This is a genomic window from Streptomyces sp. Ru71, from assembly GCF_002920535.1.
Taxonomy (GTDB): domain Bacteria; phylum Actinomycetota; class Actinomycetes; order Streptomycetales; family Streptomycetaceae; genus Streptomyces.
Window position 1 is genome coordinate 28,780 of record NZ_PQSS01000024.1, and the last position, 23,284, is coordinate 52,063.

21 protein-coding genes and 1 riboswitch are annotated in these 23,284 nt (G+C 71.0%); of the genes, 15 read left to right on the top strand and 6 right to left on the bottom strand.

Features of this window, described 5'->3' with window-relative positions:
• Nucleotides 1-109 precede the first annotated feature (109 nt).
• Nucleotides 110-1,369, top strand: coding sequence for an Ig-like domain-containing protein (locus C3489_RS16775; protein ID WP_103782637.1), 1,260 nt, complete (start codon nt 110-112; stop codon nt 1,367-1,369).
• 96 nt (nt 1,370-1,465) lie between these two features.
• On the opposite strand, the gene C3489_RS16780 is transcribed toward C3489_RS16775, so the two are convergent.
• The gene (locus C3489_RS16780; protein ID WP_103782638.1) at nt 1,466-1,867 is read right to left on the bottom strand and encodes a response regulator transcription factor; all 402 of its coding nucleotides are present in this window, start codon (nt 1,865-1,867) and stop codon (nt 1,466-1,468) included.
• Between the two features lie 178 nt (nt 1,868-2,045).
• Here C3489_RS16780 and C3489_RS16785 point away from each other — a divergent pair, with 178 nt between their 5' ends.
• The 6 genes from C3489_RS16785 to C3489_RS16810 all read left to right on the top strand — a co-directional run bounded on the left by C3489_RS16785 (nt 2,046) and on the right by C3489_RS16810 (nt 9,171).
• A complete protein-coding gene (locus tag C3489_RS16785) occupies nt 2,046-2,666 on the top strand; it encodes a heme-copper oxidase subunit III (protein ID WP_103782639.1) in 621 nt (206 codons plus the stop codon).
• Between the two features lie 78 nt (nt 2,667-2,744).
• Entirely contained in the window at nt 2,745-3,557 is an 813-nt protein-coding gene (locus C3489_RS16790; RefSeq protein ID WP_103782640.1) for a c-type cytochrome, read from the top strand.
• Nucleotides 3,554-4,609, top strand: coding sequence for a ubiquinol-cytochrome c reductase iron-sulfur subunit (locus tag C3489_RS16795; protein ID WP_103782641.1), 1,056 nt, complete (start codon nt 3,554-3,556; stop codon nt 4,607-4,609). Before C3489_RS16790 ends, C3489_RS16795 begins: the two co-directional genes overlap by 4 nt.
• Nucleotides 4,606-6,243, top strand: coding sequence for a cytochrome bc complex cytochrome b subunit (locus C3489_RS16800; RefSeq protein WP_103782642.1), 1,638 nt, complete (start codon nt 4,606-4,608; stop codon nt 6,241-6,243). Before C3489_RS16795 ends, C3489_RS16800 begins: the two co-directional genes overlap by 4 nt.
• A gap of 171 nt (nt 6,244-6,414) precedes the next feature.
• Entirely contained in the window at nt 6,415-7,479 is a 1,065-nt protein-coding gene (gene trpD, locus C3489_RS16805; RefSeq protein ID WP_103782698.1) for an anthranilate phosphoribosyltransferase, read from the top strand.
• Between the two features lie 74 nt (nt 7,480-7,553).
• Nucleotides 7,554-7,670, top strand: a riboswitch (SAM riboswitch).
• 139 nt (nt 7,671-7,809) lie between these two features.
• Nucleotides 7,810-9,171 (top strand): aminotransferase class V-fold PLP-dependent enzyme, encoded by a 1,362-nt coding sequence (locus C3489_RS16810; protein WP_103782643.1) that lies wholly within the window; start codon nt 7,810-7,812, stop codon nt 9,169-9,171.
• Nucleotides 9,172-9,296: 125 nt separating this feature from the next.
• On the opposite strand, the gene C3489_RS16815 is transcribed toward C3489_RS16810, so the two are convergent.
• Nucleotides 9,297-9,578 carry an Lrp/AsnC family transcriptional regulator gene (locus C3489_RS16815; RefSeq protein WP_103782644.1) on the bottom strand — a complete coding sequence of 94 codons (282 nt, stop codon included), beginning with the start codon at nt 9,576-9,578 and terminating at the stop codon, nt 9,297-9,299.
• On the bottom strand, nt 9,575-10,318 hold the full coding sequence (locus tag C3489_RS16820) for a rhomboid family intramembrane serine protease (protein ID WP_103782645.1): 744 nt from the start codon (nt 10,316-10,318) through the stop codon (nt 9,575-9,577). The genes C3489_RS16815 and C3489_RS16820 overlap by 4 nt, the downstream gene beginning before the upstream one ends.
• 156 nt (nt 10,319-10,474) lie before the next feature.
• On the opposite strand from C3489_RS16820, the gene C3489_RS16825 reads away from it, so the two are divergent.
• The 5 genes from C3489_RS16825 to C3489_RS16845 all read left to right on the top strand — a co-directional run bounded on the left by C3489_RS16825 (nt 10,475) and on the right by C3489_RS16845 (nt 15,895).
• Nucleotides 10,475-10,714 (top strand): hypothetical protein, encoded by a 240-nt coding sequence (locus C3489_RS16825; RefSeq protein ID WP_103782646.1) that lies wholly within the window; start codon nt 10,475-10,477, stop codon nt 10,712-10,714.
• Nucleotides 10,715-10,772: 58 nt separating this feature from the next.
• Complete coding sequence (locus C3489_RS16830) at nt 10,773-12,116, top strand: NYN domain-containing protein (protein ID WP_103782647.1); 1,344 nt, start codon at nt 10,773-10,775, stop codon at nt 12,114-12,116.
• A gap of 211 nt (nt 12,117-12,327) precedes the next feature.
• Complete coding sequence (locus C3489_RS16835) at nt 12,328-13,359, top strand: NlpC/P60 family protein (RefSeq protein ID WP_103782699.1); 1,032 nt, start codon at nt 12,328-12,330, stop codon at nt 13,357-13,359.
• A 275-nt stretch (nt 13,360-13,634) separates the two neighbouring features.
• Nucleotides 13,635-14,672: a C40 family peptidase gene (locus tag C3489_RS16840; protein WP_103782648.1), complete on the top strand. Its 1,038-nt coding sequence runs from the start codon at nt 13,635-13,637 to the stop codon at nt 14,670-14,672.
• A 29-nt stretch (nt 14,673-14,701) separates the two neighbouring features.
• Complete coding sequence (locus tag C3489_RS16845; protein WP_103782649.1) at nt 14,702-15,895, top strand: hypothetical protein; 1,194 nt, start codon at nt 14,702-14,704, stop codon at nt 15,893-15,895.
• Here C3489_RS16845 and C3489_RS16850 read toward each other — a convergent pair.
• A complete protein-coding gene (locus C3489_RS16850) occupies nt 15,883-16,416 on the bottom strand; it encodes a PadR family transcriptional regulator (protein WP_103782650.1) in 534 nt (177 codons plus the stop codon). The genes C3489_RS16845 and C3489_RS16850 overlap by 13 nt on opposite strands.
• 85 nt (nt 16,417-16,501) lie before the next feature.
• On the opposite strand from C3489_RS16850, the gene C3489_RS16855 reads away from it, so the two are divergent.
• A complete protein-coding gene (locus tag C3489_RS16855; protein WP_103782651.1) occupies nt 16,502-17,821 on the top strand; it encodes an MATE family efflux transporter in 1,320 nt (439 codons plus the stop codon).
• Here C3489_RS16855 and C3489_RS16860 read toward each other — a convergent pair.
• Nucleotides 17,782-19,026: a glycosyltransferase 87 family protein gene (locus tag C3489_RS16860; RefSeq protein WP_103782652.1), complete on the bottom strand. Its 1,245-nt coding sequence runs from the start codon at nt 19,024-19,026 to the stop codon at nt 17,782-17,784. The two genes, C3489_RS16855 and C3489_RS16860, sit on opposite strands and share 40 nt — an antisense overlap.
• A gap of 97 nt (nt 19,027-19,123) precedes the next feature.
• Here C3489_RS16860 and C3489_RS16865 point away from each other — a divergent pair, with 97 nt between their 5' ends.
• Nucleotides 19,124-20,266 (top strand): glycosyltransferase family 4 protein, encoded by a 1,143-nt coding sequence (locus C3489_RS16865; protein ID WP_103782653.1) that lies wholly within the window; start codon nt 19,124-19,126, stop codon nt 20,264-20,266.
• Nucleotides 20,267-20,362: 96 nt separating this feature from the next.
• Here the strand turns inward: C3489_RS16865 and C3489_RS16870 are convergent, their stop codons facing one another.
• On the bottom strand, nt 20,363-22,159 hold the full coding sequence (locus C3489_RS16870) for a long-chain fatty acid--CoA ligase (RefSeq protein WP_103782654.1): 1,797 nt from the start codon (nt 22,157-22,159) through the stop codon (nt 20,363-20,365).
• A gap of 359 nt (nt 22,160-22,518) precedes the next feature.
• On the opposite strand from C3489_RS16870, the gene C3489_RS16875 reads away from it, so the two are divergent.
• Nucleotides 22,519-23,274, top strand: a complete 756-nt coding sequence (locus C3489_RS16875) for a metallophosphoesterase (RefSeq protein WP_181139706.1) — start codon at nt 22,519-22,521, stop codon at nt 23,272-23,274.
• Nucleotides 23,275-23,284: the final 10 nt, after the last annotated feature.

Here is a 23,284-nt window from a genome sequence, read left to right on the forward strand (position 1 = left end):
CCGGGCTCCTCGCGTTCGCGGCGGCGGTGGTGTCCGTTCGCCGTAATCCTTGTCACCCGCAAGGGTGACCCCGCGCGCCGCCATTGACGAACCTTCCTAGCGTGAAGTCATGAGCACGCCTTCCCGCCCCCGCACCGCCGCCGGCTGCACGCTGCTGGTGATCGCCCTGAGCGCGGCCGCCACCGCCTGCGGCTCGGACGGCAACCCGCTCGCCGACCGCCCCTACGACGCGGCCGACCAGATCGCCTTCAACGGCCCCACAGGGGACGGGAAGAAGGCCGACCCGGACAAGCCCCTGGAAGTCACCGCCGAGGACGACGACCGGATCACGGACGTCACCGCCGTGGACGCCACAGGACGCTTCCTGGCGGGCGAACTCTCCGCCGACGGCACCCGCTGGCGCAGCACCGAGCCGCTGGCCGCCAACGCCCACTACACGGTCCGGGTGAGCACCGAGGACGACGACGGCGCCCCCGGGCGCAAGGTCCTGAGCTTCGACACCGGCAAGCCCACGTCCAAGAAGTCGCTGACGGTGACGTTCGGGCCCAAGGCCGGCACCTACGGCGTCGGCCAGCCCGTCACCGCGGAGCTGAGCCAGCCGATCAAGGACAAGAACCAGCGCGCCATCGTCGAGCGCGCCCTGAAGGTGACCTCCACGCCCGCCGTGCAGGGCTCCTGGTACTGGGTCGATGACAAGCAGCTCCACTACCGGCCCCAGGAGTACTGGCCCGCCCACGCCACCATCGAGGTGCGCAGCAACCTGGACGGCATCAAGATCGGCGACCGCCTGTGGGGCGGCAAGTCGAAGAACCTGAAGCTCAGCACCGGCGACCGCGTCATCGCGGTCACGGACGCCGCGGCGCACCAGCTGACGCTGTACAGGAACGGCGAGGAGGTCAAGCAGATCCCCGTCACCACCGGCAAGCCGGGCTTCGAGACCCGCAACGGCGTCAAGGTCGTCCTCGGCAAGGAGTACTTCGTACGCATGCGCGGCACCACCATCGGCATCGCCGAGGGCAGCGCCGACTCCTACGACCTGCCGGTCTACTACGCCACCCGGGTGACCTGGAGCGGCGAGTACGTGCACGCCGCACCCTGGTCCGTCGGCTCCCAGGGCTACGCCAACGTCTCCCACGGCTGCACCGGCATGAGCACCGCCAACGCCGAGTGGTTCTTCGACAACGTACGCGAGGGCGACGTCGTCCAGGTCGTCAACTCCGGCGGCGAGACGATGGAAGCCTTCGGCAACGGCTTCGGCGACTGGAACCTGGACTGGAAGAAATGGCGCACAGGCAGCGCGGTCACAGCCGCCAAGACGAACACCACAAGCTCCCAGGAGGCGGCACGACTGAGCCCACAGAGCCTCTAGACCCACCCAGGCGGCAGCGGACCCAAGGGGCGCGGGGAACTGCGCGAACAGCCCCCACCGGCCCGCAGCCGCCCTACGACGGACGGGATCGAGCGCTCAGGCGCTGACCAACCGCTCCCGCCGCAGCAAAGAAGCCAACGCCGACGCGAACTCCACGGGCTCAACCGGCAGCGCCACAGCCGCATCGGCCCGACTCCACGTCGCCAGCCACGCATCCTGCGGCCGCGCGATGAGCAGCAGCACCGGCGGGCACTGGAAGATCTCGTCCTTGATCTGCCGGCACATCCCCATGCCGCCCATCGGCACGGCCTCGCCGTCCAGGACGCACACATCGATGCCGCCCTTGTCCAGCTCCCGCAGAACGGCCGCCGGCGTCGCGCACTCCACGAACTCCACCACCGGCACGTCCGGGGCCGGGCGCCGGCCGGTGGCCAGCCGTACCTGCTCCCGCGTGTTGGAGTCGTCGCTGTAGACCAGCACCGTGGCGGTCGGCCGCATGGTTCCTCCGAGACGTCAGCGTCGTAGAGACAAGCCCGTTGCGGCGGATGCTACTCCCTTGAACTGCCCGTCAACACCTGTTGGAACACCTCTGCGATGGGCCATACGGGCCCTACACACGCTGGGAACACTCCGAACGGCACCCCCCGGAGTGAGGGCGGGATAAGCGACCGACATAATGTCGGTCGTGGCGACAGCAACGACAGTAGATACCGGGCACGCGCACCCGTCGGTCAATCGGCCGAACCTCACCAGCGTCGGAACCATCATCTGGCTGAGTTCCGAGCTGATGTTCTTCGCGGCCCTCTTCGCGATGTACTTCACCCTGCGTTCGGTGACGGGTGCCGAGCACTGGAAGGAGATGGCGCACGCCCTGAACGTGCCCTTCTCCGCGACGAACACCACGATCCTGGTGCTCTCCTCCCTCACCTGCCAGCTCGGCGTGTTCGCCGCCGAGCGCGGTGACGTGAAGAAGCTCCGGGGCTGGTTCATCGTCACCTTCATCATGGGTGCGATCTTCATCGGCGGTCAGATCTACGAGTACACCGAGCTGGTGAAGAAGGACGGCATCTCGCTGTCCTCGGACCCGTACGGCTCGGTCTTCTACCTGACCACCGGCTTCCACGGCCTGCACGTGACGGGCGGTCTCATCGCCTTCCTGCTGGTCCTCGGCCGCACCTACGCGGCGAAGAGGTTCACGCACGAGCAGGCGACGGCCGCCATCGTCGTGTCCTACTACTGGCACTTCGTCGATGTCGTCTGGATCGGACTCTTCGCCACGATCTACCTGATCAAGTAGCCGAAGACGAACCACGCGCGTTCCCGCAACGCACCACCAGAAGCATCGACGCAGAAGATCCTGACACCGGGGTAATCCGTGAAAAAGCTTTCCGCACGACGACGCCATCCGCTGGCGGCGGTCGTCGTCCTACTCCTCGCGCTGGCGGCCACGGGGGGTCTGTACGCCGCGTTCGCGCCCGCGGACAAGGCCCAGGCCGATGAAACCTCCCAGTCCCTCGCCATCGACGAGGGCAAGAAGCTCTACGCCGTAGGCTGCGCCAGCTGCCACGGCACCGGCGGTCAGGGCACCTCCGACGGTCCGAGCCTGGTCGGCGTGGGCGCCGCGGCCGTCGACTTCCAGGTCGGCACCGGCCGCATGCCGGCCGCCACCTCGCAGGGCGCCCAGGTCCCGCGGAAGAAGAACATCTACACGCAGGCCCAGATCGACCAGCTCGCGGCCTACATCGCCTCGCTCGGCGCCGGCCCCGCCGTCCCGACGAAGCAGCAGTACGGCCCGGAGGGCGCGGACATCGCCAAGGGTGGCGAGCTGTTCCGCACCAACTGCGCGCAGTGCCACAACTTCACCGGCAAGGGCGGCGCCCTGACCAAGGGCAAGTTCGCCCCGTCGCTGGAGGGCGTGGACCCGAAGCACATCTACGAGGCCATGCAGACGGGCCCGCAGAACATGCCGTCGTTCCCCGACACCACCATGTCGGAGCAGAACAAGAAGGACATCATCGCGTACCTGAACGCGGTCAACGGTGACGAGACGGACAACCCGGGCGGTCTGCAGCTGGGCGGCCTCGGGCCGGTCAGCGAGGGTCTGTTCGGCTGGATCTTCGGTCTCGGTGCCCTGATCGCGGTCGCCGTCTGGGTCGCCGCTCGGACCGCAAAGGCCAAGAAGTCATGAGTAGCCAAGACATTCCTGAAGAGAACCTGCCCGCAGCGCAGGAGCACGCGCACGGCGCGGTGGGCGTCGCGGACGACAACCCGTTCGCCGACCCGGGCCTGCCGCCGCACGAGCACCGGATCCAGGACATCGACGAGCGGGCCGCCAAGCGGTCCGAGCGCGTCGTCGCCCTGCTGTTCACGGTGTCGATGCTGGCCACCATCGGCTTCATCGTCGCGTACGTGGCGATCCCGACGGACAAGTCGATCTTCGTCTTCCCGATCGGTCACATCAGCGCGATGAACTTCGCGCTGGGTCTGACCCTCGGTGTGGCGCTGTTCTGCATCGGCGCGGGCGCGGTCCACTGGGCCCGCACCCTGATGTCCGACGTGGAGATCGCCGACGAGCGTCACCCGATCGAGGCCTCCGAGGACCTCCGGGCGAAGGTCCACGCGGACTTCCGCCAGGGCGCCAAGGAGTCGGCGATCGGCCGGCGCAAGCTGATCCGCCACACCATGCTCGGCGCGCTGTCCCTGGTGCCGCTGTCCGGCGTCATGCTGCTCGGCGGTCTGGGCCCGGCGCCGGGGACCAAGCTCCGGCACACCCTGTGGTCCAAGGGCAAGCTGCTCGTCAACGTGAACACCAACGAGCCGCTGCGTCCCGAGGACGTCGCCGTCGGCTCGCTCACCTTCGCCAAGCCCGAGGGCCTGGAGGAGCACGACGAGAACTTCCAGACCGAGATCGCCAAGGCGGCCCTGATGATCGTCCGGCTCCAGCCGGAGGACATCAAGGACAAGCAAGAGCTCGCGTGGTCGCACGAGGGCATCGTGGCGTACTCCAAGATCTGCACCCACGTCGGTTGCCCGATCTCGCTGTACGAGCAGCAGACGCACCACGTGCTGTGCCCCTGCCACCAGTCCACCTTCGACCTGTCCGACGGTGCCCGCGTGATCTTCGGTCCCGCCGGTCACGCCCTGCCGCAGTTGCGCATCGGCGTGAACGACGAGGGCTACCTGGAGGCGCTCGGCGACTTCGAAGAGCCCGTCGGTCCTGCATTCTGGGAGCGCGGATGAGCACTACCACTGGCACAGAGTCCCGCTCGCGCGGGAAGGCACCGGCTGGCGAGCGCCTCGCCGACTGGGCGGACGGCCGGCTGGGGATCTACTCCCTCGCCAAGTCCAACATGCGCAAGATCTTCCCCGACCACTGGTCGTTCATGTTGGGCGAAGTGTGCATGTACAGCTTCATCATCATCATCCTGACGGGTGTCTATCTGACGCTGTTCTTCCACCCGTCGATGAACGAGGTGGAGTACCACGGCAGCTATGTCCCGCTCCAGGGACAGATGATGTCCGAGGCGTTCAGCTCGACCCTGCACATCTCCTTCGACGTGCGTGGCGGTCTGCTCATCCGGCAGATCCACCACTGGGGCGCGATCGTCTTCATCGCCGGCATGTTCGTGCACATGATGCGCGTGTTCTTCACCGGCGCGTTCCGCAAGCCGCGTGAGGTCAACTGGCTGTTCGGCTTCCTGCTGTTCGTCCTGGGCATGTTCACCGGCTTCACCGGTTACTCGCTCCCGGACGACCTGCTCTCCGGCACCGGTGTCCGCTTCATGGAGGGCGCGATCCTGTCCGTGCCGATTGTCGGCACGTACATCTCGTTCTTCCTCTTCGGCGGCGAGTTCCCGGGCGGCGACTTCGTGGCCCGTTTCTACTCGATCCACATCCTGCTGCTGCCGGGCATCATGCTGGGCCTGATGGTGGCCCACCTGATCCTGGTCTTCTACCACAAGCACACCCAGTACGCGGGCCCCGGCAAGTCGAACAAGAACGTCGTGGGCATGCCGCTGCTGCCGGTGTACATGGCGAAGGCGGGCGGCTTCTTCTTCCTGGTCTTCGGTGTCCTGGCGGCGCTCGCCGCCGTGGCGCAGATCAACCCGATCTGGTCCATGGGCCCCTACCGTCCGGACCAGGTGTCCACCGGCGCCCAGCCGGACTGGTACATGGGTATGGCCGAGGGTCTGGTCCGTGCGATGCCGGGCTGGGAGGTCAACTTCTGGGGTCACACGCTCGTCCTGGGTGTGCTCATCCCGCTGATCCTGTTCGGCCTGATCCTGGTCGCGATCATGATCTACCCGTTCATCGAGGCGTGGATCACCGGTGACAAGCGCGAGCACCACATCCTGGACCGCCCGCGCAACGCCCCGACCCGTACGGCGTTCGGTGCGGCCTGGCTGACCGTGTACTTCGTGATGCTGATCGGTGGCGGCAACGACATCTTCGCCACGCACTTCCACCTGTCGATCAACTCGGTCACCTGGTTCGTCCGGATCTCGTACTTCGTCGGACCGGTCCTGGCGTTCGTCATCACCAAGCGCGTCTGCCTCGGCCTGCAGCGCCGGGACAAGGAGAAGGTGTTGCACGGTCGCGAGACCGGCACCATCAAGCGCCTGCCGCACGGTGAGTTCATCGAGGTGCACGAGCCGCTCAGCCAGGAGGCGCTGCACACCCTCACCGCGCACGAGCAGTACAAGCCGCTCGCGATCGGCCCGACGGTCGACGAGAACGGTGTCGAGCGCAAGCTGAAGGGCTCCGAGAAGCTGCGCGCCAAGCTCAGCGAGGCGTACTTCGGCGCGGAGTCGCAGATTCCGAAGCCGACCGTCGAGGAGTACAAGGAGATCACGAGCGGCCACGGCCACCACTGATCGCTGCGCAGACCACGCCACGGTTGAAGGGCCCCGTCCGGTTGTCCGGGCGGGGCCCCTCGCCGTGCGGGGTACGGGCCCCGTCCGGTGTGCGGACGGGGCCCGTCGCCGTGCCCGGGGCTGGATAGGGTGGAGCTGTCATTGGATGTGTACGACGACCAGGAGCGGCTGATGAGCGCTGTGACCCCCGCTGGAGGCGACACCACGGCGGACCGTTCCTGGCCCCGCGTGCTGAACGGCCTGCTCGAAGGCCGCGACCAGAGCGCCGAGGACACCGCCTGGGCCATGGACCAGATCATGCGCGGCGAGGCCACCGACGCCCAGATCGCCGGGTTCGCGGTCGCGCTGCGCGCCAAGGGCGAGACCGTGGAGGAGATCACCGGCCTGGTCCGCGCCATGTACGACCACGCCAATGTGATCGAGGTGCCCGGCCCGACCGTCGACATCGTCGGCACGGGCGGCGACGGCGCCAAGACGGTCAACATCTCCACCATGTCCTCGATCGTCGTCGCCGGCACCGGCGCGAAGGTGGTCAAGCACGGCAACCGGGCCGCCTCCTCGGCCTCGGGCGCCTCGGACGTGCTGGAGAAGCTGGGCGTCAACCTGAACCTGCCGCTGCACCGGGTGCCGGAGGTGGCCGAGGAGGCCGGGATCACCTTCTGCTTCGCGGTGAAGTTCCACCCGGCGCTGCGTCATGTGGCCGCGGCCCGTGGCCAGTTGGGCATCCGTACGACCTTCAATGTGCTCGGTCCGCTCACCAACCCGGCGAAGGTGCGCGCGCAGGCGGTCGGCGTCGCGGACGCCCGGATGGCCCCGATCGTGGCCGGCGTCTTCGCCGAGCGCGGCAACTCCTCCCTGGTGTTCCGCGGCGACGACGGCCTCGACGAGCTGACGATCACCTCCACCTCCCGGGTCTGGGTCGTCCGGGACGGCAAGGTCACCGAGGAGACCTTCGACCCGCGCGAGGTCGGCATCGAGCTGGCACCCGTGGAGGCGCTGCGGGGCGCCGACGCCTCCTACAACGCCGAGGTGGCCCGGCGCCTGCTCGACGGCGAGCCCGGCCCCGTCCGGGACGCCGTGCTGCTCAACTCGGCGGCCGCGCTGGTCGCCCTGACGCCGACCGACGCACCGCTGGCGGAGCAGATCCAGGCCGGCATGGCGAAGGCGGCCCGGTCCATCGACTCCGGGTCGGCCAAGCGCACGCTGGAGCGCTGGGTGGCGGCCAGTAACGCCTAGGCTCACCGATCGCCGTCCCGCGATCCGGACTCGGGTTGCGGGGCGGCGATCACTTCCGTTAGGTTCCTGAACCAGGTCATGAGTGACAGTCATGAGGCCCCGGCCGACTGTCCGGCAACCCTCCGTCCGTGGCGGGGTGCCCCGGGTGAAGACCAGGCCGCAGTCAGCAAGGTCTGCGGCAAGCGCGGACCCCTCGCGAACCCAGGGGTCCTGGTCGTCGAGGAGTCTTCCGTGAGCAAGCGAATGCGATAGGGCCGCTGAGCCCCGCCTCCGCACACCCTTTTTCACTCTTTCTCGCGCTGTGCCGCGCATCCTCACGGGAGTTCCGCCATGTCTGTCTCCACTGCTGCCGCCGACCAGTCCGTTTGTGCCCCGCTGCCCGTTCTGGGGCGAGATGTCACCGTCCCGCTCGTCACCGGCGGCGAGGTCACCTACGCGGCCCTCGACTACGCGGCCAGCGCGCCCGCCCTGCAGCGGGTCTGGGACGACGTGGCGGCCTACGCGCCGTACTACGGCAGCGTGCACCGCGGCGCCGGATACCTCTCCCAGCTCTCCACCGACCTGTTCGAGAACGCCCGCCGGACGGTCGCGGAGTTCCTCGACTGCCGCGACGGCGACCAGGTCGTCTTCACCCGCTCCACCACGGACTCCCTCAACCTGCTCGCCCGCGCCGTCCCGGCCGACTGCCAGGTCTTCGTCTTCGAGACCGAGCACCACGCCTCGCTGCTGCCGTGGCAGCACGCCAAGGTCACCTACCTCAACGCCCCGCGCACCCCGGAGCAGGCCGTCGAGACCCTGGAGCGCGCCCTCGCCGACCGCGACCCCCACGGCCCGGCCCTGGTCTGCGTGACCGGCGCCTCCAACGTCACCGGTGAGCTGTGGCCGGTGCGCGAGCTGGCCGCCGCCGCGCACGCCCACGGCGCCCGGATCGTCCTGGACGCCGCCCAGCTGGCCCCGCACCACCCGGTGAGCGTGCGCGACCTCGACGTCGACTGGGTCGCCTTCTCCGGCCACAAGCTCTACGCCCCGTTCGGCTCCGGCGTCCTCGCCGGCCGCGCCGACTGGCTCCGGGCCGCCGATCCCTACCTCGCGGGCGGCGGCGCCAGCCGCAAGGTCACCCGGCGCGAGGACGGGGGAGTGGACGTGGAGTGGCACGACAGCGCCGCCCGCCACGAGGCCGGCTCCCCGAACGTGATCGGCGCCTACTCCATCGCCTCGGCCTGCAAGGCCCTCAGCGAGGCCGGCTGGGACACCCTGGTCGCCCGCGAGCGGCACCTGATCGCCAAGGTCCGCGAGGGCCTGGCCGACGTGCCCGAGGTGAAGGTCCTCTCCCTCTTCGGCGACGACGCCCCCCGGGTCGGCGTGATCTCCTTCGTCGTCGAGGGCTGGAACAGCTCCCACTTCGCCGCGGCCCTGTCCGCCGAGTACGGCATCGGCGTGCGCGACGGCCTCTTCTGCGCCCACCCGCTGGTGCGCACCCTGCTGGGCAGCGACCCCCAGACCCAGGGCGAGTGCGGCGCCCCCGAGGCCGCGCCGGGCGAGAAGTCCCTCAACGCGATCCGCGTGAGCTTCGGCGCCGGCACCCCCGACGAACACGTGGACCGCTTCGTCACGGCGGTGAAGGAACTGGTCACCCAGGGCGCGAAGTGGACCTACCGCACGGAGGACGGCCGCTGCGTACCGGCGGTGTGATCAGCGCCCCAAAGGGGCGCGGGGCTGTGCTGATATGCGGCTCCGCCGCGTGGGCGCGAGCAACCACTGACGGCCCGCGCCCGCGCACAGACCCGCGCCCCGCGGACGACTAGGCGATCAAGGCGTCACGAGTCCAACCCGATCGCAAAAGCCGCCTCAAGGTCATGCTGGGAGTACGTCCGAAAAGCAACATGCGTGTCGGTCGCCTCGACACCGGGAATCTTGCTGATCCGCCCCGGAATGACCTCCGCCAGATCCTCGTGCTGCCGCACCCGCACCATGGCGATCAGGTCGTACGTCCCCGTCACGGAGAACACCTCGCTCACCGACTCCAGCGAAGCGATCTGCTCGGCGATCTCGGGGATCCGGTCCACGCTGGTCTTGATGAGGACGATCGCGGTGATCACGGCTGGTTCTCTCCCTCGGGAGCCGGAGCTGGGGCGGCTTTCACTCTAGCCGTACGGCGGAAGGCGGCCCACGCGACGGCGAAGCCCAGCCCGAAGCCGACCAGGTGCGCCAGGTACGCCACCCCCGGCCCCCCTCCGGAGCGCCCCGCGGCCAGCCACTGCAGCGCCGCCCAGAACGGCAGCACGACCCAGGCCGGGAAGCGCAGCGGCAGGAAGAACAGGAACGGCAGGAGACTGGTCACCCGGGCGCGGGGAAAGAGGTAGAGGAACGCGCCGAGGACCGCCGAGATCGCCCCCGAGGCGCCGACCAGCGACTGCCCGGAGCCGGCGTGGGCGGCGGCGTAGCCCAGCAGGGCCAGGTAGCCGCAGCCGGCGTAGAACAGGACGAACCGGCCGCGGCCCATCCGTTCCTCGGTCATCGCCCCGAAGACGTAGAGGAAGAGCATGTTGCCGAGCAGATGCACCCAGCTGCCGTGCACGAACAGGGCCGTCGCCGGGGTCAGGGCGGCGCCCGGGACTCCCGCGAAGAGCTCGGCCGGGATCACGCCCCAGCGCCGGAAGTAGGCCCGCTGCGCGGCGAGCAGCTCGTCGCCGTGGCCGTAGGCCGGGTTCACCCCCGCCGCCGGTCCCAGCAGGAAGACCAGACAGCACAGGGCGATCAGTGCGTACGTCACCGGTGCCGAGGTGCCCCTCAGCGCCCTGCCCGCCCGGCCCACCGCGGCCGTCCAGTTGCCGATCATGGACACAGAGCATGACGTAACGGGACGCATCGGACGAGGCCGCCTCGCCGCCGTGGACGGACCAGCGGCGAGTGACCGCCAGGCCGTAGGGTTACGAGCCACACGCACCGGGGAGGCCGGTGCGTCACGGACACTGGAAGAAAGCGAACAGTCACGATGACGGTTCCCCTGCCGACCGAAACGACGCGGTGGCGCTGCACGCTCTGCGGCAACCTCACCCGCTTCGACGTGACCCGCTCGTCGAAGGTCGTCGAGTACGTCCACCTCGACCTGGCGGGTGAGCCCAAGGTCGACGAGCGCGAGGTGCTCAGTGAGACCATCGAGTCGGTGCGCTGCCGCTGGTGCAACGCGGTCGACCAGGTGGAGCTCGTGGAGCGGCCGGCGGCCGAGGCCTGAGCCGGGCGTCCGCTCGCGGCCGACAGGGAAACACGCACGACAGGTACAGGAGTGACGGATGGTGGAGACCGCAGGCGGGGGGCCGGGCGACGGCGCCGCTGAGGTGCTCGACCGTCCGCTGCCCGACGGTGTGCGCCGCAAGGTCGTCCAGATCGTCGCCGACGGCTTCGGCGGGCTGACCCTCGGCGAACTGCCCGCCCAGCTCAGGCAGTACGCCCGGTTCGCCCCGAACCGGCGGGCCAAGTTCGCCGGGAACGCGATGGCGGCCGCGCTGGAGACCGACCCGCTGTTCCGGCAGCGGATCGGCGAGAAGTTCAGAGAGGCGCAACCGGAGATGGCCGGCGCCCTGGACTCCGGCTCCCCGCCCCCGGCCGCGGACCCGCTCGACGTGGCGGCCGCGGCCTATGTGCTGCGGCCCACGGGCTGGGTGAAGCTGGTCACCGCGGCCGGCGAGGAGGCGCAGCGGGCCCACGCCGAGCGCGCCGACGAGGAGAGCCGCGCCGAACTGGAGCGGCTGCGCGAGCAGCTCACCCAGGCCAAGGAGCACAACCGGGCCGAGATCGAGCGGCTGCGCGCCGAGCTGGATCAGGCCCGCAAGGAAGCGGAATCGCTTCACCGCAAGCTGCGCGCTGCCCTCAGCGACGTCAAGCGCGGCGAGGCGGCGCTGCGCAAGGCGCAGGCCGAGACCGAGGCCATCCGTGCCGAGGGGCAGGCGCAGGTGTCCGCGGCGGACAGCGAGTCGCGGCGGCTCAAGGCGCGGCTCGGCGAGGCCGAGGCGGCCCTGGAGGCCACCCGGCGCGCGGCGCGCGAGGGCCGCAGCGTGGAGGACATGCGGGTCCGGCTGCTGCTGGACACCCTGCTGGACGCCACCCAGGGGCTTCGGCGGGAACTCGCGCTGCCGCCGGTGTCCGTGCGCCCGGCCGAGACCGTGGACGCCGTGGAGCCGGGCCGGATGACGCCGAAGGACATCGCGGCGCGTGCCCTGTCCGAGAACGACCCGGCGATCCTGGACCAGTTGCTGGCGCTGCCGCAGGTGCATCTGGTCGTCGACGGCTACAACGTCACCAAGACCGGCTATCCGCAGATGCCGCTGGAGAAGCAGCGGCTGAGGCTGCTCGGGCAGCTCTCGGCGCTCGCCGCGCAGACCGGCGCTGAGGTCACCTGTGTCTTCGACGGGGCCGAGCTGGTCGCGCCGGTGCTGCTGGCGCCGCCGCGCGGGGTGCGGGTGCTGTTCTCCAAGCCGGGGGTGACGGCCGACGAGCTGATCCGCCAGCTGGTGCGCGCCGAGCCGCCGGGCCGGCCGGTCATCGTCGCCTCCACCGACCGCGAGGTGGCCGACGGGGTCGCGCGGGCCGGTGCCCGGCCGGTGGCTTCTGCGGTACTCCTCAAGCGACTGTCCTAGAAGGTGAACGCACGGGCCTAATGCCCGGATTGGTGTCCGTGATGATCAACGGACGGTCAATCCCGTGTCACGCCTGGTGAGTTGTGTGTAAAGATTGCAGGGCGGGGCGGGATTTTTTGCTGTGAGGATTTGAACTGATCACAAGAAGGTCACTAGGGTCTGCCATCGAACCTCCGAACGGGTGATCACTCACAAGAAGGAGTTCGCCTCCGTGGCGTCCCACCGTCGACCCAAGCAGCCGAGCCGTGCACGTGTGACCGTGCTGACCACCGCAGCCGCCGCTGCCGTCGCCATCAGCGCGCAGGCGGCCAGCGCCGCGCCCAGCGAGAAGCCGAGCAAGGACGAGGTCAAGGCCAAGGTCGACAAGCTCTACGAGGAGGCCGAGCAGGCCACCGAGAAGTACAACGGGGCCAAGGAGAAGCAGGAGAGGCTCCAGAAGGACATCTCCACCATCCAGGACAGCGTGGCGCGCGGCCAGGAGGAGCTCAACGAGCTGCGCGACAGCATAGGCCTGGCGGCCGCCGCCCAGTACCGCAGCGGCAGCATCGACTCCTCCGTCCAGCTGTTCCTCTCCGCGGACCCGGACGACTACCTCGACAAGGCCTCCACGCTCGACCAGTTGAGCGGCCAGCAGGTCGAGGCGCTGAAGAAGATCCAGGAGAAGCAGCGCCAGCTCGCCCAGGAGCGCTCCGAGGCCGCCGGGAAGCTCAAAGACCTGGCCGCCACCCGCACCGAACTGGGCAAGAAGAAGAAGGAAGTCCAGGGCAAGCTCGCCGAGGCGCAGAAGCTCCTCAACTCCCTGACGGCCGCCGAGAAGGCCGCCATGGCCGCCGAGGACGCCCGTGCCAGCCGCTCCGCGAGCAGCCGCGTCGACCTCGGCAACTCCAAGGCCGCCTCCGGCCGTGCCGCCGCCGCCTTCTCCGCCGCCCAGTCCAAGATCGGCTCGCCGTACGTCTACGGCGCCTCCGGCCCGTCCTCCTTCGACTGCTCGGGCCTGACCTCCTGGGCCTACGCCCAGGCCGGCGTCTCCATCCCGCGCACCTCGCAGGCCCAGGCGAACGCCGGCATGCGGGTCTCCCGCAGCGAACTCCAGGTCGGCGACCTGGTGCTGTTCTACGGCGACCTGCACCACGTCGGCCTGTACGCGGGCAACGGCCAGGTGCTGCACGCCCCGCGCACCGGCACCACCGTGCGCTACGAGTCCATCGACAACATGCCGTTCCAGTTCGGCGTCCGGATCTGAGCCTCGCGTCAACCGCCGGGACACCCCGGCCTTGACAAGATCAACACGCCGTGCCGCCCGAACGGGCGAATCCTGGTGACGGGAAATGACCCCACGCCCCGCCGATGACCTGCGTCAGCGGCGGGGCGTCACCGTCCGTGCCCGCGGCGGTCTTTGGCCGCCGCCCCGTGGCGGGGCTACTGTCTGCCGCGTTTCCCCCGGCCCACCGCCGTCCGCGGCGTCGCCGAGCCGTGGGGGAGCAGTCCTGTCCCCCAGTGGAAGGAGCGCGGCCTCCCGTGGGTTCCCATCGCCGCCGTCTCGCGGTCTCCGGGTTCGACCGGGGCGCGTGCGCCGCCCTCAGTGTGCTGTCCGCCGCGGCCGCCGCCCTCGGTGCCGTGTCGGCCGGTCCGGCAGCGGCCGCCCCGCACGGTGACACCCGGGCCGAGGTGGACCGCCTCTACGAGGAGGCCGAGCAGGCCACCGAGGCGTACAACAAGGCCGACGAGCGGGCCGACGCGCTGCGCCGGCAGGTGAGCGACAGCCAGGACCTGATCGCCCGGCAGCAGCAGCGGGTCAACTCCCTGCGCGAGACGCTGGGTTCGCTGGCCGGCGCCCAGTACCGGGCCGGCGGCCTCGACCCGGCCGTCGCCCTGCTGCTGTCCGCTGACCCGGACGACTACCTCGACAAGGCCTCGGTGCTCGACCGGATCACCGCCCACCAGGCCGGGCAGCTGCGCGAACTGCAGGGCGCCCTGCGCGAAGTCGCCCAGGAACGCGCCGAGGCCACCCGCAAGCTGGCCGAACTGGAGCGCAGCCGCGCGGCCGTCGCCCGGCACAAGAAGACCGTCGAACAGAAGCTGGCCAGGGCGCGGCAGCTGCTGAACTCCCTGCCGGACGCCGAACGCGCCGCCTACGAGCGCACCTCGCGCTCCGGCCGCACCGCCATCCCCGGCCTGGGCGACGAGTTCGGCAGCGGGGTACCGGCCTCCGGGCGGGCCGCCGCCGCGGTCGCCGCCGCCCGCGCGGCCCTCGGCAAGCCCTACGTCTGGGGCGCCAACGGCCCCTCCGGGTTCGACTGCTCGGGCCTGATGCAGTGGGCGTACGCGCGGGCCGGGGTGCATCTGCCGCGCACCTCGCAGGAACAGCGGTACGCCGGACGGCAGGTGCCGCTGTCCCAGGCCCGCCCCGGCGACCTGGTCGTCTACCGTTCCGACGCCAGTCATGTCGGGATGTACGTGGGCAACGGCCGCGTCATCCACGCCCCCTACCCGGGTGCGCCGGTGCGCTACGACCCGGTCGGCATGATGCCGATCTCGTCGGTGACCAGGGTCTGACCGGGCCGTGGCGCCGTACCCTCGGGAAGGTGGCTGGTCGAGGGCGTGCGTCGGGAGTGTCGGTTCTCGTCTCGGTGTGCCTGCTGCTCACCTCGCTGGTGGGGTGCGCGGGCCGGTCCCGCGCCGAGGGCGTGCGCGCCGATGTGCAGCGGCTGCTCGACCTGCGGGCCGAGGCGGTGCTGCACCACGACGCGGCGGGGTACGCGCTCACGGGGACGCGGGCCGGCTTCGCCGAGGTGAGCGCCGTGCCGGTGTCGTCGTGGTCGTACCGGGTCAGCGGCGTGCGGCAGAGCGGTGACACGGCCGTGGCCGACGCCGAGTTGCGCTACCGGGTGCGCGGGTACGACCAGGCGCCGGTGACGGCGGGGCGCACGCTGCGGCTGGCCCGGGCGGCGGACGGGCAGTGGTACGTGACCGGTGACCGGCCCGCGCCGAAGTCCGCCGAACAGCTGTGGGACCAGGGAGCGGTGCGGGTCGTGCGCGGGCGGCACAGCCTGGTCATGGGCGTCGGGCAGTCCGACGGGCAACTGCGCGCCTACGCCTCGCTCGCCGACCGGGCGGTGCCCGCGGTGACCGGCGCGTGGGGAGCGGACTGGCCGGGCCGGGTGGTGGTGCTGGTGCCCAGGTCGCTGGACGCGATGGCGCGGCTGCTCGGGTCGCCGGCGTCGTCGTACCGCGGGATCGCCGCCGTCACGACGGGGGAGACCGGGGCCCCGGCGAAGGCGGCCGCGGACCGGGTCATCGTCAATCCCGACGCGTACGGCATGCTCGGCACGCTGGGGCGGCAGGTGGTCCTCACCCACGAGACGACGCATGTGGCCACCCGACGTGCCACCAACGCCGCGACACCGCTGTGGCTGTCGGAGGGGTACGCCGACTGGGTCGGGTACCGGGGGAGCGGGCGCAGCGCGGCGCAGGCCGCACCGGAGCTGCAGCGCGCCGTGGTCGACGGCGAGGTGCCCGCGGCGCTGCCGGCCGACCGGGACTTCGGCTTCGCCGGGGACGCGGGGCGGCTGGCGCGGGCGTACGAGAGCGGCTGGCTGGCCTGCCGGATGATCGCCGAGCGCTGGGGGGAGGCGCGGCTGCGCGCGTTCTACCGGGCCGTGGGCACCCATGCGCAGCGCGCGGGCGCGGTGGAGGACGCCCTGCGGACGGTGCTCGGGGTGACGGTGGAGGACTTCACCGCCCAGTGGCGGGAGTATCTGCGCGTTCAGCTGGGCTGAGGGTCCAGTTCGGCGATGGCCTCCTCCAGCCAGGCCCGTTCCGCCTGGCCCGTCGCCCGCGCCACGCGCAGCATCCCCTGACGGAACAGGTCGTCGGGCTCCTCCGCGCGTACGGGGGTGCCGTCCCGGTAGAAGAAGCTCGACGGTTCCTCAAGGAACTCCAGTCGCCTGCGCAGGACGGCGGCCTGCTCCCGGCGGTCGGGCAGGTGGCGCAGGAACGCCAGGACGGTGTTGAAGCGGACCTGGTCCGTGATCTCCACCTGCTTGGGCCGGCGCAGACGCTCCATGAGGTCCGCGCGGCCCGCCTCGGTCAGGGACAGCACCCGGCGCGGGGCCGCGCTCGCGCCCTCCTCGGTGTGCTGGGTGAGCTTCTCGGCGGCGACCAGACGGCTGATCGCCGGGTACAGCGCGCCGTCGCTCACCGGGCGGACATGGCCCTGCAGCGCCTTGATGCGTTCCTTCAGCTCGTAGCCGTGCAACGGCTCCTCGGCGAGGAAGCCCAGGATCGACAGCTCCAGCACGAATCCTCCTTGCGGGTGGCCTCGACGTCATGGTACCTCTGGTCGAGATACCTCGATTAGAGGTATGCAGGTCTAGGGGGACGTCGTGGACGCACATCGCAGGCAGCTGATCGCACTGGCCCACCAGGTCTATCTCTCGCTGCTGGCCTCGGTCGCCGCCGGGATTATCAACACCGTCTGGGTCTCCCGGCTGGGCGGACCGGCCGTGGCCGCCGTGGCCGTGGCCACCAACACCGAGAACGTGCTGCTGGGCGTGGCCCTGGTCTTCGCCTCCGGTACGACCGTGCTCGTCGCCCACGCCAGAGGCGCGCGGAACGCGGGCGCCGTCCGTTCGGCCGTACGGGGCGGCTGGGCGCTGTGCGCGGTCGTGACACCGGTGGTCGTGGCGGCCGGGCTCCTGCTGCGCGAACCGCTGGCCCGGCTGGTGCTCGGCGGCGACGGGGCCGCTCTGCCGCTCGCCACCGCCTACTTCGCCGTCTCCCTGCCCGGCGTCGCCGTCTTCTTCGCCCAGCAGCTCGTCGACGGCATCCTCAAGGGCACCGGCGACACCCGCACCCCGATGCGCCTCGCCCTGCTCGCCAACGGGCTGATCCTGGCCGCCGACCCGCTGCTCATCCACCTCGACGGCGTGCGGGGCGCCGCCGCCTCCACCGTCCTGTGCCGCTGCGCCGCCCTCGCCGTGGGCCTCGTCGCGCTGCGCCGCAACGCCTTGCTGCGCACGGCCCGCGCGATACCGGCCGCCGAGCCGGTCCCGGCCGCCCTACGGCGGACGCTGACCACCGGGCTGCCCATGTCCGCCGACTTCACCGTGCGGCAGACCGGCGCGCTCGTCCTCGTGGCGATCGTGGCCCGGATCGGGGTGACGGCGGTGGCCGCCTACGCCATCGCCTACAAGGTCATGTACGTGGCGACCATGGCCTTCTACGCGGTCCGCCAGGCCGCCTCCATCCACACCGCGCACACCCGCGGCGAGGGCCGCGACGCGCGCCGGGCGATCGGCCGGCAGGCCGTGCTCGTGTCCGGGGCGGTGGGCCTGGCCGCCTGGGCACTGCTCGCCCTGGCCGCCCCGTGGATCATGGCCGCCTTCGGCGCCGGGCCCGCGGTCGCCCACGACGGCGTGCTCTTCCTGCGCTGCGTGGGCCCCTATCTGCTGCTGATGGCCTGCTTCATCGCACTCGGCGGGGTCTTCGAGGGCGGCGGCGCGGCGCCCGCGCTGCTCAGGGTCACCCTCGCCGGCACGGCCGTCCAGCTGCCGCTCGCGTGGGCGCTGGCCAGGCTCGGTCTGCCCGGGGTGTGCCTGGCGCTCGCGCTGGCGATGGCCGTGCAGTGCGCGGCGGTGGCGGTGCTGCTGGCGCGCGCCCCGGCTCAGGAGGAGACCGGGGTCTCCATGGTGCGGGCGGCCTGAGCGGGGACGGGCTTGCGCGGAGCCGGCGGGACCGTCGAGCGCCACAGCAGGACGGCGGCGGTGGCCGTGGCGGCGACCAGCAGGCCGTTGCGGACGAACAGCAGCGTCATGCCCAGACCGTCACTCGCGACCACGTTCCCGAAGTGCACCGGGAACTCCAGCACCGTGAACAGCGTGGCCGCCAGCACCAGCGCGGCCGGCCACCGCATCCGGGTCGAGCGGAAGCACAGGCAGACCGCCGCCAGGCCGACCAGCCACACCAGGTACTGGGGGCTGATCACCCGGCTGGTGGTGGTGAACAGCAGCACCGCCGTGAGGGCCGCGTCCGCCAGCGAGTGCGGGCTGAACTCCGACGCCAGCACCCGCCACAGCAGCAGCCAGGCGAACGCCGCCCCGGTCAGCGCCAGCGCGGCCGTGCTGACGACGTCGACGTAGGGGCCGAGGAACTCCACCGAGCCGTAGTTCAGCAGCACCTGCCCGTCCCAGCCGAAGTGCCGGGCCACATGGAAGACGAGCGAGCCGAGGGACTCCACCTCGGTGCCCCGGTCCCGCTGGAAGGTCAGGAAGGCGAAGGCGCCGGGCATCCAGACGGCGAAGACGGCCGCCAGAGCCGCCGCGGTCGCCGCCGCCGTGGTCCAGGCACGGCGTCTCGCCCCGCCCCACACGCCGAGCAGCAGCATCACCGGCCAGACCTTCAGCAGCGCCCCGAAGGCCGCCAGCGCCCCCATCAGCCGCGGCCGGCGGACACCGGCGAGCAGCGCGGCCACCGCCACCGCGGTCACCATCACGTCGTAGCGCGCGTACACCGTCGGGCCGAGCAACGGGACGCCCACCACCCATACCCAGGGCCCCCACAGCGACTTGCCGGGGCGCAGGCCCGCGTACACCAGCAGGGCCAGGGCCACCGCGTCGGCGAGGAAGGCCAGCACGAAGAAGGCGTGCGCGTAGCCCAGGAACGGCAGCGCGGCAGGGGAGAGGATCGCCAGCGCGGCGGCGGGCGGGTACTGCCAGGTGACGTCCTGGAGCGGGAACGTTCCGCCACGCAGGACGTCGTACCAGCCCTGGTAGATCACCCACACGTCGCTGGTCACGTCCGGGCCGGGGAAGACGAACACCCGGAAGACGAACAGCAGCAGCAACAGCCGGGTCACCGCCCATACGGCGAGCAGTCCGGCCAGGGACCACCTGGCGCCCGTCGTCTTCACGTGATCCCCTGCCGTTCGCATGACTGTCCGATGGGACATGATGGCGTGCCCGACCGGCCCCGTGCCACAGACAGGGCCTCTTGTAGGGTCGGCGGCGATGCACAAGACCCTCATCGTGACCAACGACTTCCCGCCCCGGCCGGGCGGCATCCAGTCCTTCCTGCACAACATGGCGCTCCGGCTGGACCCGGAGCGGCTCGTCGTCTACGCGTCGACCTGGAAGCGCGGCCGCGAGGGCGCCGAAGCGACCGCCGCCTTCGACGCCGAGCAGCCCTTCACCGTCGTACGCGACCGTACGACGATGCTGCTGCCGACGCCCGGGGCGACCCGGCGCGCGGTGGGGCTGCTGCGCGAGCACGGATGCACGTCGGTGTGGTTCGGGGCGGCGGCGCCGCTCGGTCTGATGGCGCCGGCGCTGCGCAGGGCCGGCGCCGAGCGGATCGTGGCCACCACCCACGGACACGAGGCCGGCTGGGCCCAGCTGCCCGCCGCGCGCCAACTGCTGCGCCGGATCGGCGAGGCCACGGACACGATCACCTACCTCGGCGAGTACACGCGCTCCCGGATCGCCGGCGCGCTCACCCCCGAGGCCGCCGCGCGCATGGTGCAACTGCCGCCCGGCGTCGACGAGAAGACCTTCCACCCCGGTTCGGGCGGCGAGGCGGTGCGGGCCCGGCTCGGCCTGACCGACCGGCCCGTCGTGGTGTGCGTCTCGCGGCTGGTGCGGCGCAAGGGGCAGGACACCCTCATCCAGGCCATGCCGCGGATCCTGGCCGCCGAGCCGGACGCGGTGCTGCTGATCGTCGGCGGCGGGCCGTACGAGAAGGAGCTGCGCCGGCTGGCCGCTCAGACCGGCGTGTCCGACTCGGTCGTCTTCACCGGAGCCGTGCCCTGGTCCGACCTGCCCGCACACTTCGGTGCCGGCGACGTCTTCGCCATGCCGTGCCGCACGCGGCGGGGCGGGCTCGACGTGGAGGGGCTCGGCATCGTCTACCTGGAGGCCTCCGCGACCGGCCTGCCCGTGGTCGCGGGCGACTCCGGCGGGGCGCCCGACGCGGTCCTGGACGGCGAGACTGGCTGGGTGGTGCACGGCGGCTCCCCCGAGGAGGCCGCGGAGCGGATCACCACCCTGCTCGCAGACGCGGACCTCCGCCGCCGGATGGGCGAGCGGGGCCGCCGATGGGTCGAGGAAAAGTGGCGCTGGGACCTACTGGCGGAGAACTTGAAAACGCTGCTGTAGTGCGACGCGCCCCAAAGGGGCGCGGGGAACTGCGCGACAAGCCACGAACAACGGAAAGCCACCCACGCACAGAACCCGGCACCCCAGAAGGCGCCCCTACTTCGAGTAAATGGCCTCGATCTCGTCCGCGTAGTCCTTGGCCACAACGTTCCGCTTCAGCTTCAGCGACGGCGTCAGATGCCCCGAGTCCTCAGTGAACTGGTGCGGGAGAATCCGGAACTTCCGCACCGACTCCGCCTTGGACACCGCCGCGTTGCCGTCGTCGACCGCCGACTGGATCGCGGCCAGCAGATCCGCGTCCTCCCGCAGCGACGCCACCGTCGCGTCGGCCGGCTTGCCGTGCTCGGCGGCCCAGCGGCCCAGGAACTCCTCGTCGATGGTGACCAGCGCGCCCACGAACGGCCGTCCGTCGCCCACCACCATGCACTCCGCGACCAGCGCGTGCGCCCGGATGCGGTCCTCGATCACGGCCGGGGCGACGTTCTTGCCGCCCGCGGTGACGATGATCTCCTTCTTGCGGCCGGTGATGCGCAGGTAGCCGTCCTCGTCGAGGGTGCCGATGTCACCGGTGTGGAACCAGCCGTCGGCCAGCGCCTCCGCGGTCGCGCCCGGGTTGTTCCAGTACTCCTTGAACAGGTGCTCGCCGTGCAGCAGCACCTCGCCGTCGTCGGCGATGCGGACCACCGAGCCGGGCAGCGGCTGGCCGACCGTGCCGATCTTCTGCCGGTCCCACGGGTTGAACGCGGTCGCCGCGCAGGACTCGGTCAGGCCGTAGCCCTCCAGCACGGTGAAGCCGATGCCGCGGAAGAAGTGGCCGAGGCGCTCGCCGAGCGGGGCGCCGCCGGAGATGGCGTACTCGCCGCGGCCGCCGAGGACCGCGCGGAGCTTGCTGTAGACCAGCTTGTCGAACACCTTGTGCTTGATCTTCAGCCCGAAGGACGGGCCGGCCGGGGTGTCCAGCGCCTTGCTGTACGCGATCGCGGCGTCCGCCGCCTTGTCGAAGATCGCGCCCTTGCCGTCGGCCTGCGCCTTGGCGCGCGCCGAGTTGTAGACCTTCTCGAAGACACGCGGGACACCGAGGACGAGCGTCGGCCGGAAGGCGGCCAGCTCGTCGGTGAGGTGCTTGATGTCCGGGACGCAGCCCAGCTTGATCGGCGCCATCATCGGAGCGATCTGCACCAGCCGCCCGAAGACGTGCGCGAGCGGCAGGAACAGCAGCACCGAACACTCGCCGGTGCGGAACAGCGGACGCAGCCGCTCCACGATGTTGCCGCACTCGGCGAAGAAGCTGCGGTGGGTGAGCACACAGCCCTTGGGGCGGCCGGTGGTGCCGGAGGTGTAGACGATGGTCGCCGGGTCGTCGGCCTTGGCCAGCGAGCTGCGCTCCTCGACCGTCTCGTCCGAGACGTCCCGGCCGAGCCGCCCCAGCTCCTCCACACCGCCGGCCTCGATCTGCCAGACGTGCTTGAGGGCGGGCAGCCTCTCGCGCACCGACTCCACGGCGGCGGTGTGGTTGTCGAGCTCGGTGACGCAGGCGGTGGCGCCGGAGTCGGACAGGATCCACTCGACCTGCTCGGGCGAGCTGGTCTCGTACACCGGCACGGTGATCGCGCCCGCGCTCCAGATCGCGAAGTCCAGCAGGGTCCACTCGTAGCGGGTGCGGGACATCAGGCCCACCCGGTCGCCCGGCTGCACACCGGAGGCGATCAGGCCCTTGGCGGCGGCGTGCACCTCGGCCAGGAACGCCGTGGCGGTCACGTCCTGCCAGGCCCCTGCGACCTTACGGGCGATGACGGCGACGTCCGGGTGCTGCGCGGCGTTTCTGCGGACGATGTCGGTCAGGTTGCCGTCCGCAGGGACCTCGTACAAAGCCGGAAGGCTGAACTCGCGCAAGACTGCTGCTCCTCATAGGGCGCCGGCGCCACGACGTTGTGTGATGCGACGGTGCGGTCCAAGGCTCGGGCAGGTGCTCGGGAGGCCGCCAGGAGGATGGGGAGCCCACTGGTTGAAATCCTGAGCACGACTGGACGGCCCGGACGTTACCCGCCGGTATGGCTTCTTCGACAGGGGGTCCCGGCGAGATGTTCGCTGCGTCACACAGATTGGTGTTCCTTCGCGCACAGTAGTCCACCGCTTTCCTGACTAGCCAGTAACCGCAGGTCCGGCTGCCACTGTTCACAAGTGCACCGCTGCGCCTACGCTTGATCGCCATGTCATCCACACCGGCCGGCAGGCGCAGGACACGCGTTCATGTGGTGAGTGACGTGCACGGCAACGCCCGGGACCTGGCCAAGGCCGGGGACGGCGCCGACGCCCTGATCTGTCTGGGCGACCTCGTCCTCTTCCTCGACTACGCCGACCACTCCCGCGGGATCTTCCCCGACCTGTTCGGTGTGGAGAACGCCGACCGCATCGTCGCGCTGCGCACCGCCCGCCGCTTCGAGGAGGCGCGCGAGCTCGGCGCCCGGCTGTGGGCGGGCATCGAGGGCGACCGCGCCGCGGTGATCGAGCAGGCGGTACGGCGGCAGTACGCCGAGCTCTTCGCCGCGTTCCCGACGCCGACGTACGCCACCTACGGCAATGTCGACATGCCGACGCTGTGGAAGGAGTACGCCGGCCCCGGCACGCGGGTGCTCGACGGCGAGCGCGTGGAGATCGGCGGGCGGACCTTCGGCTTCGTCGGCGGCGGGCTGCGCACGCCCATGCGCACCCCGTACGAGATCTCCGACGAGGAGTACGCCGCGAAGATCGAGGCGGTCGGCGAGGTCGACGTGCTGTGCACCCACATCCCGCCCGACGTGCCGGAGCTCGTCTACGACACCGTCGCGCGCCGTTTCGAGCGCGGCAGCCGGGCGCTGCTGGACGCGATCCGGCGCACCAGGCCCCGGTACGCGCTGTTCGGGCACGTGCACCAGCCGCTGGTGAAGCGGATGCGGATCGGGGCCACCGAGTGCGTGAACGTGGGCCACTTCGCCGGGAGCGGGAAGCCGTGGGCGCTGGAGTGGTGACCGGCGGTGA

Coding starts and splice junctions, on each gene's coding strand:
- C3489_RS16820 (WP_103782645.1), bottom strand. CDS start 10,318: ATGATCGGCAACTGGACGGCCGCGGTGGGCCGGGCGGGCAGGGCGCTG.
- C3489_RS16795 (WP_103782641.1), top strand. CDS start 3,554: ATGAGTAGCCAAGACATTCCTGAAGAGAACCTGCCCGCAGCGCAGGAG.
- C3489_RS16825 (WP_103782646.1), top strand. CDS start 10,475: ATGACGGTTCCCCTGCCGACCGAAACGACGCGGTGGCGCTGCACGCTC.
- C3489_RS16865 (WP_103782653.1), top strand. CDS start 19,124: ATGCACAAGACCCTCATCGTGACCAACGACTTCCCGCCCCGGCCGGGC.
- C3489_RS16785 (WP_103782639.1), top strand. CDS start 2,046: ATGTCGGTCGTGGCGACAGCAACGACAGTAGATACCGGGCACGCGCAC.
- C3489_RS16810 (WP_103782643.1), top strand. CDS start 7,810: ATGTCTGTCTCCACTGCTGCCGCCGACCAGTCCGTTTGTGCCCCGCTG.
- C3489_RS16780 (WP_103782638.1), bottom strand. CDS start 1,867: ATGCGGCCGACCGCCACGGTGCTGGTCTACAGCGACGACTCCAACACG.
- trpD (WP_103782698.1), top strand. CDS start 6,415: ATGAGCGCTGTGACCCCCGCTGGAGGCGACACCACGGCGGACCGTTCC.
- C3489_RS16800 (WP_103782642.1), top strand. CDS start 4,606: ATGAGCACTACCACTGGCACAGAGTCCCGCTCGCGCGGGAAGGCACCG.
- C3489_RS16775 (WP_103782637.1), top strand. CDS start 110: ATGAGCACGCCTTCCCGCCCCCGCACCGCCGCCGGCTGCACGCTGCTG.
- C3489_RS16830 (WP_103782647.1), top strand. CDS start 10,773: ATGGTGGAGACCGCAGGCGGGGGGCCGGGCGACGGCGCCGCTGAGGTG.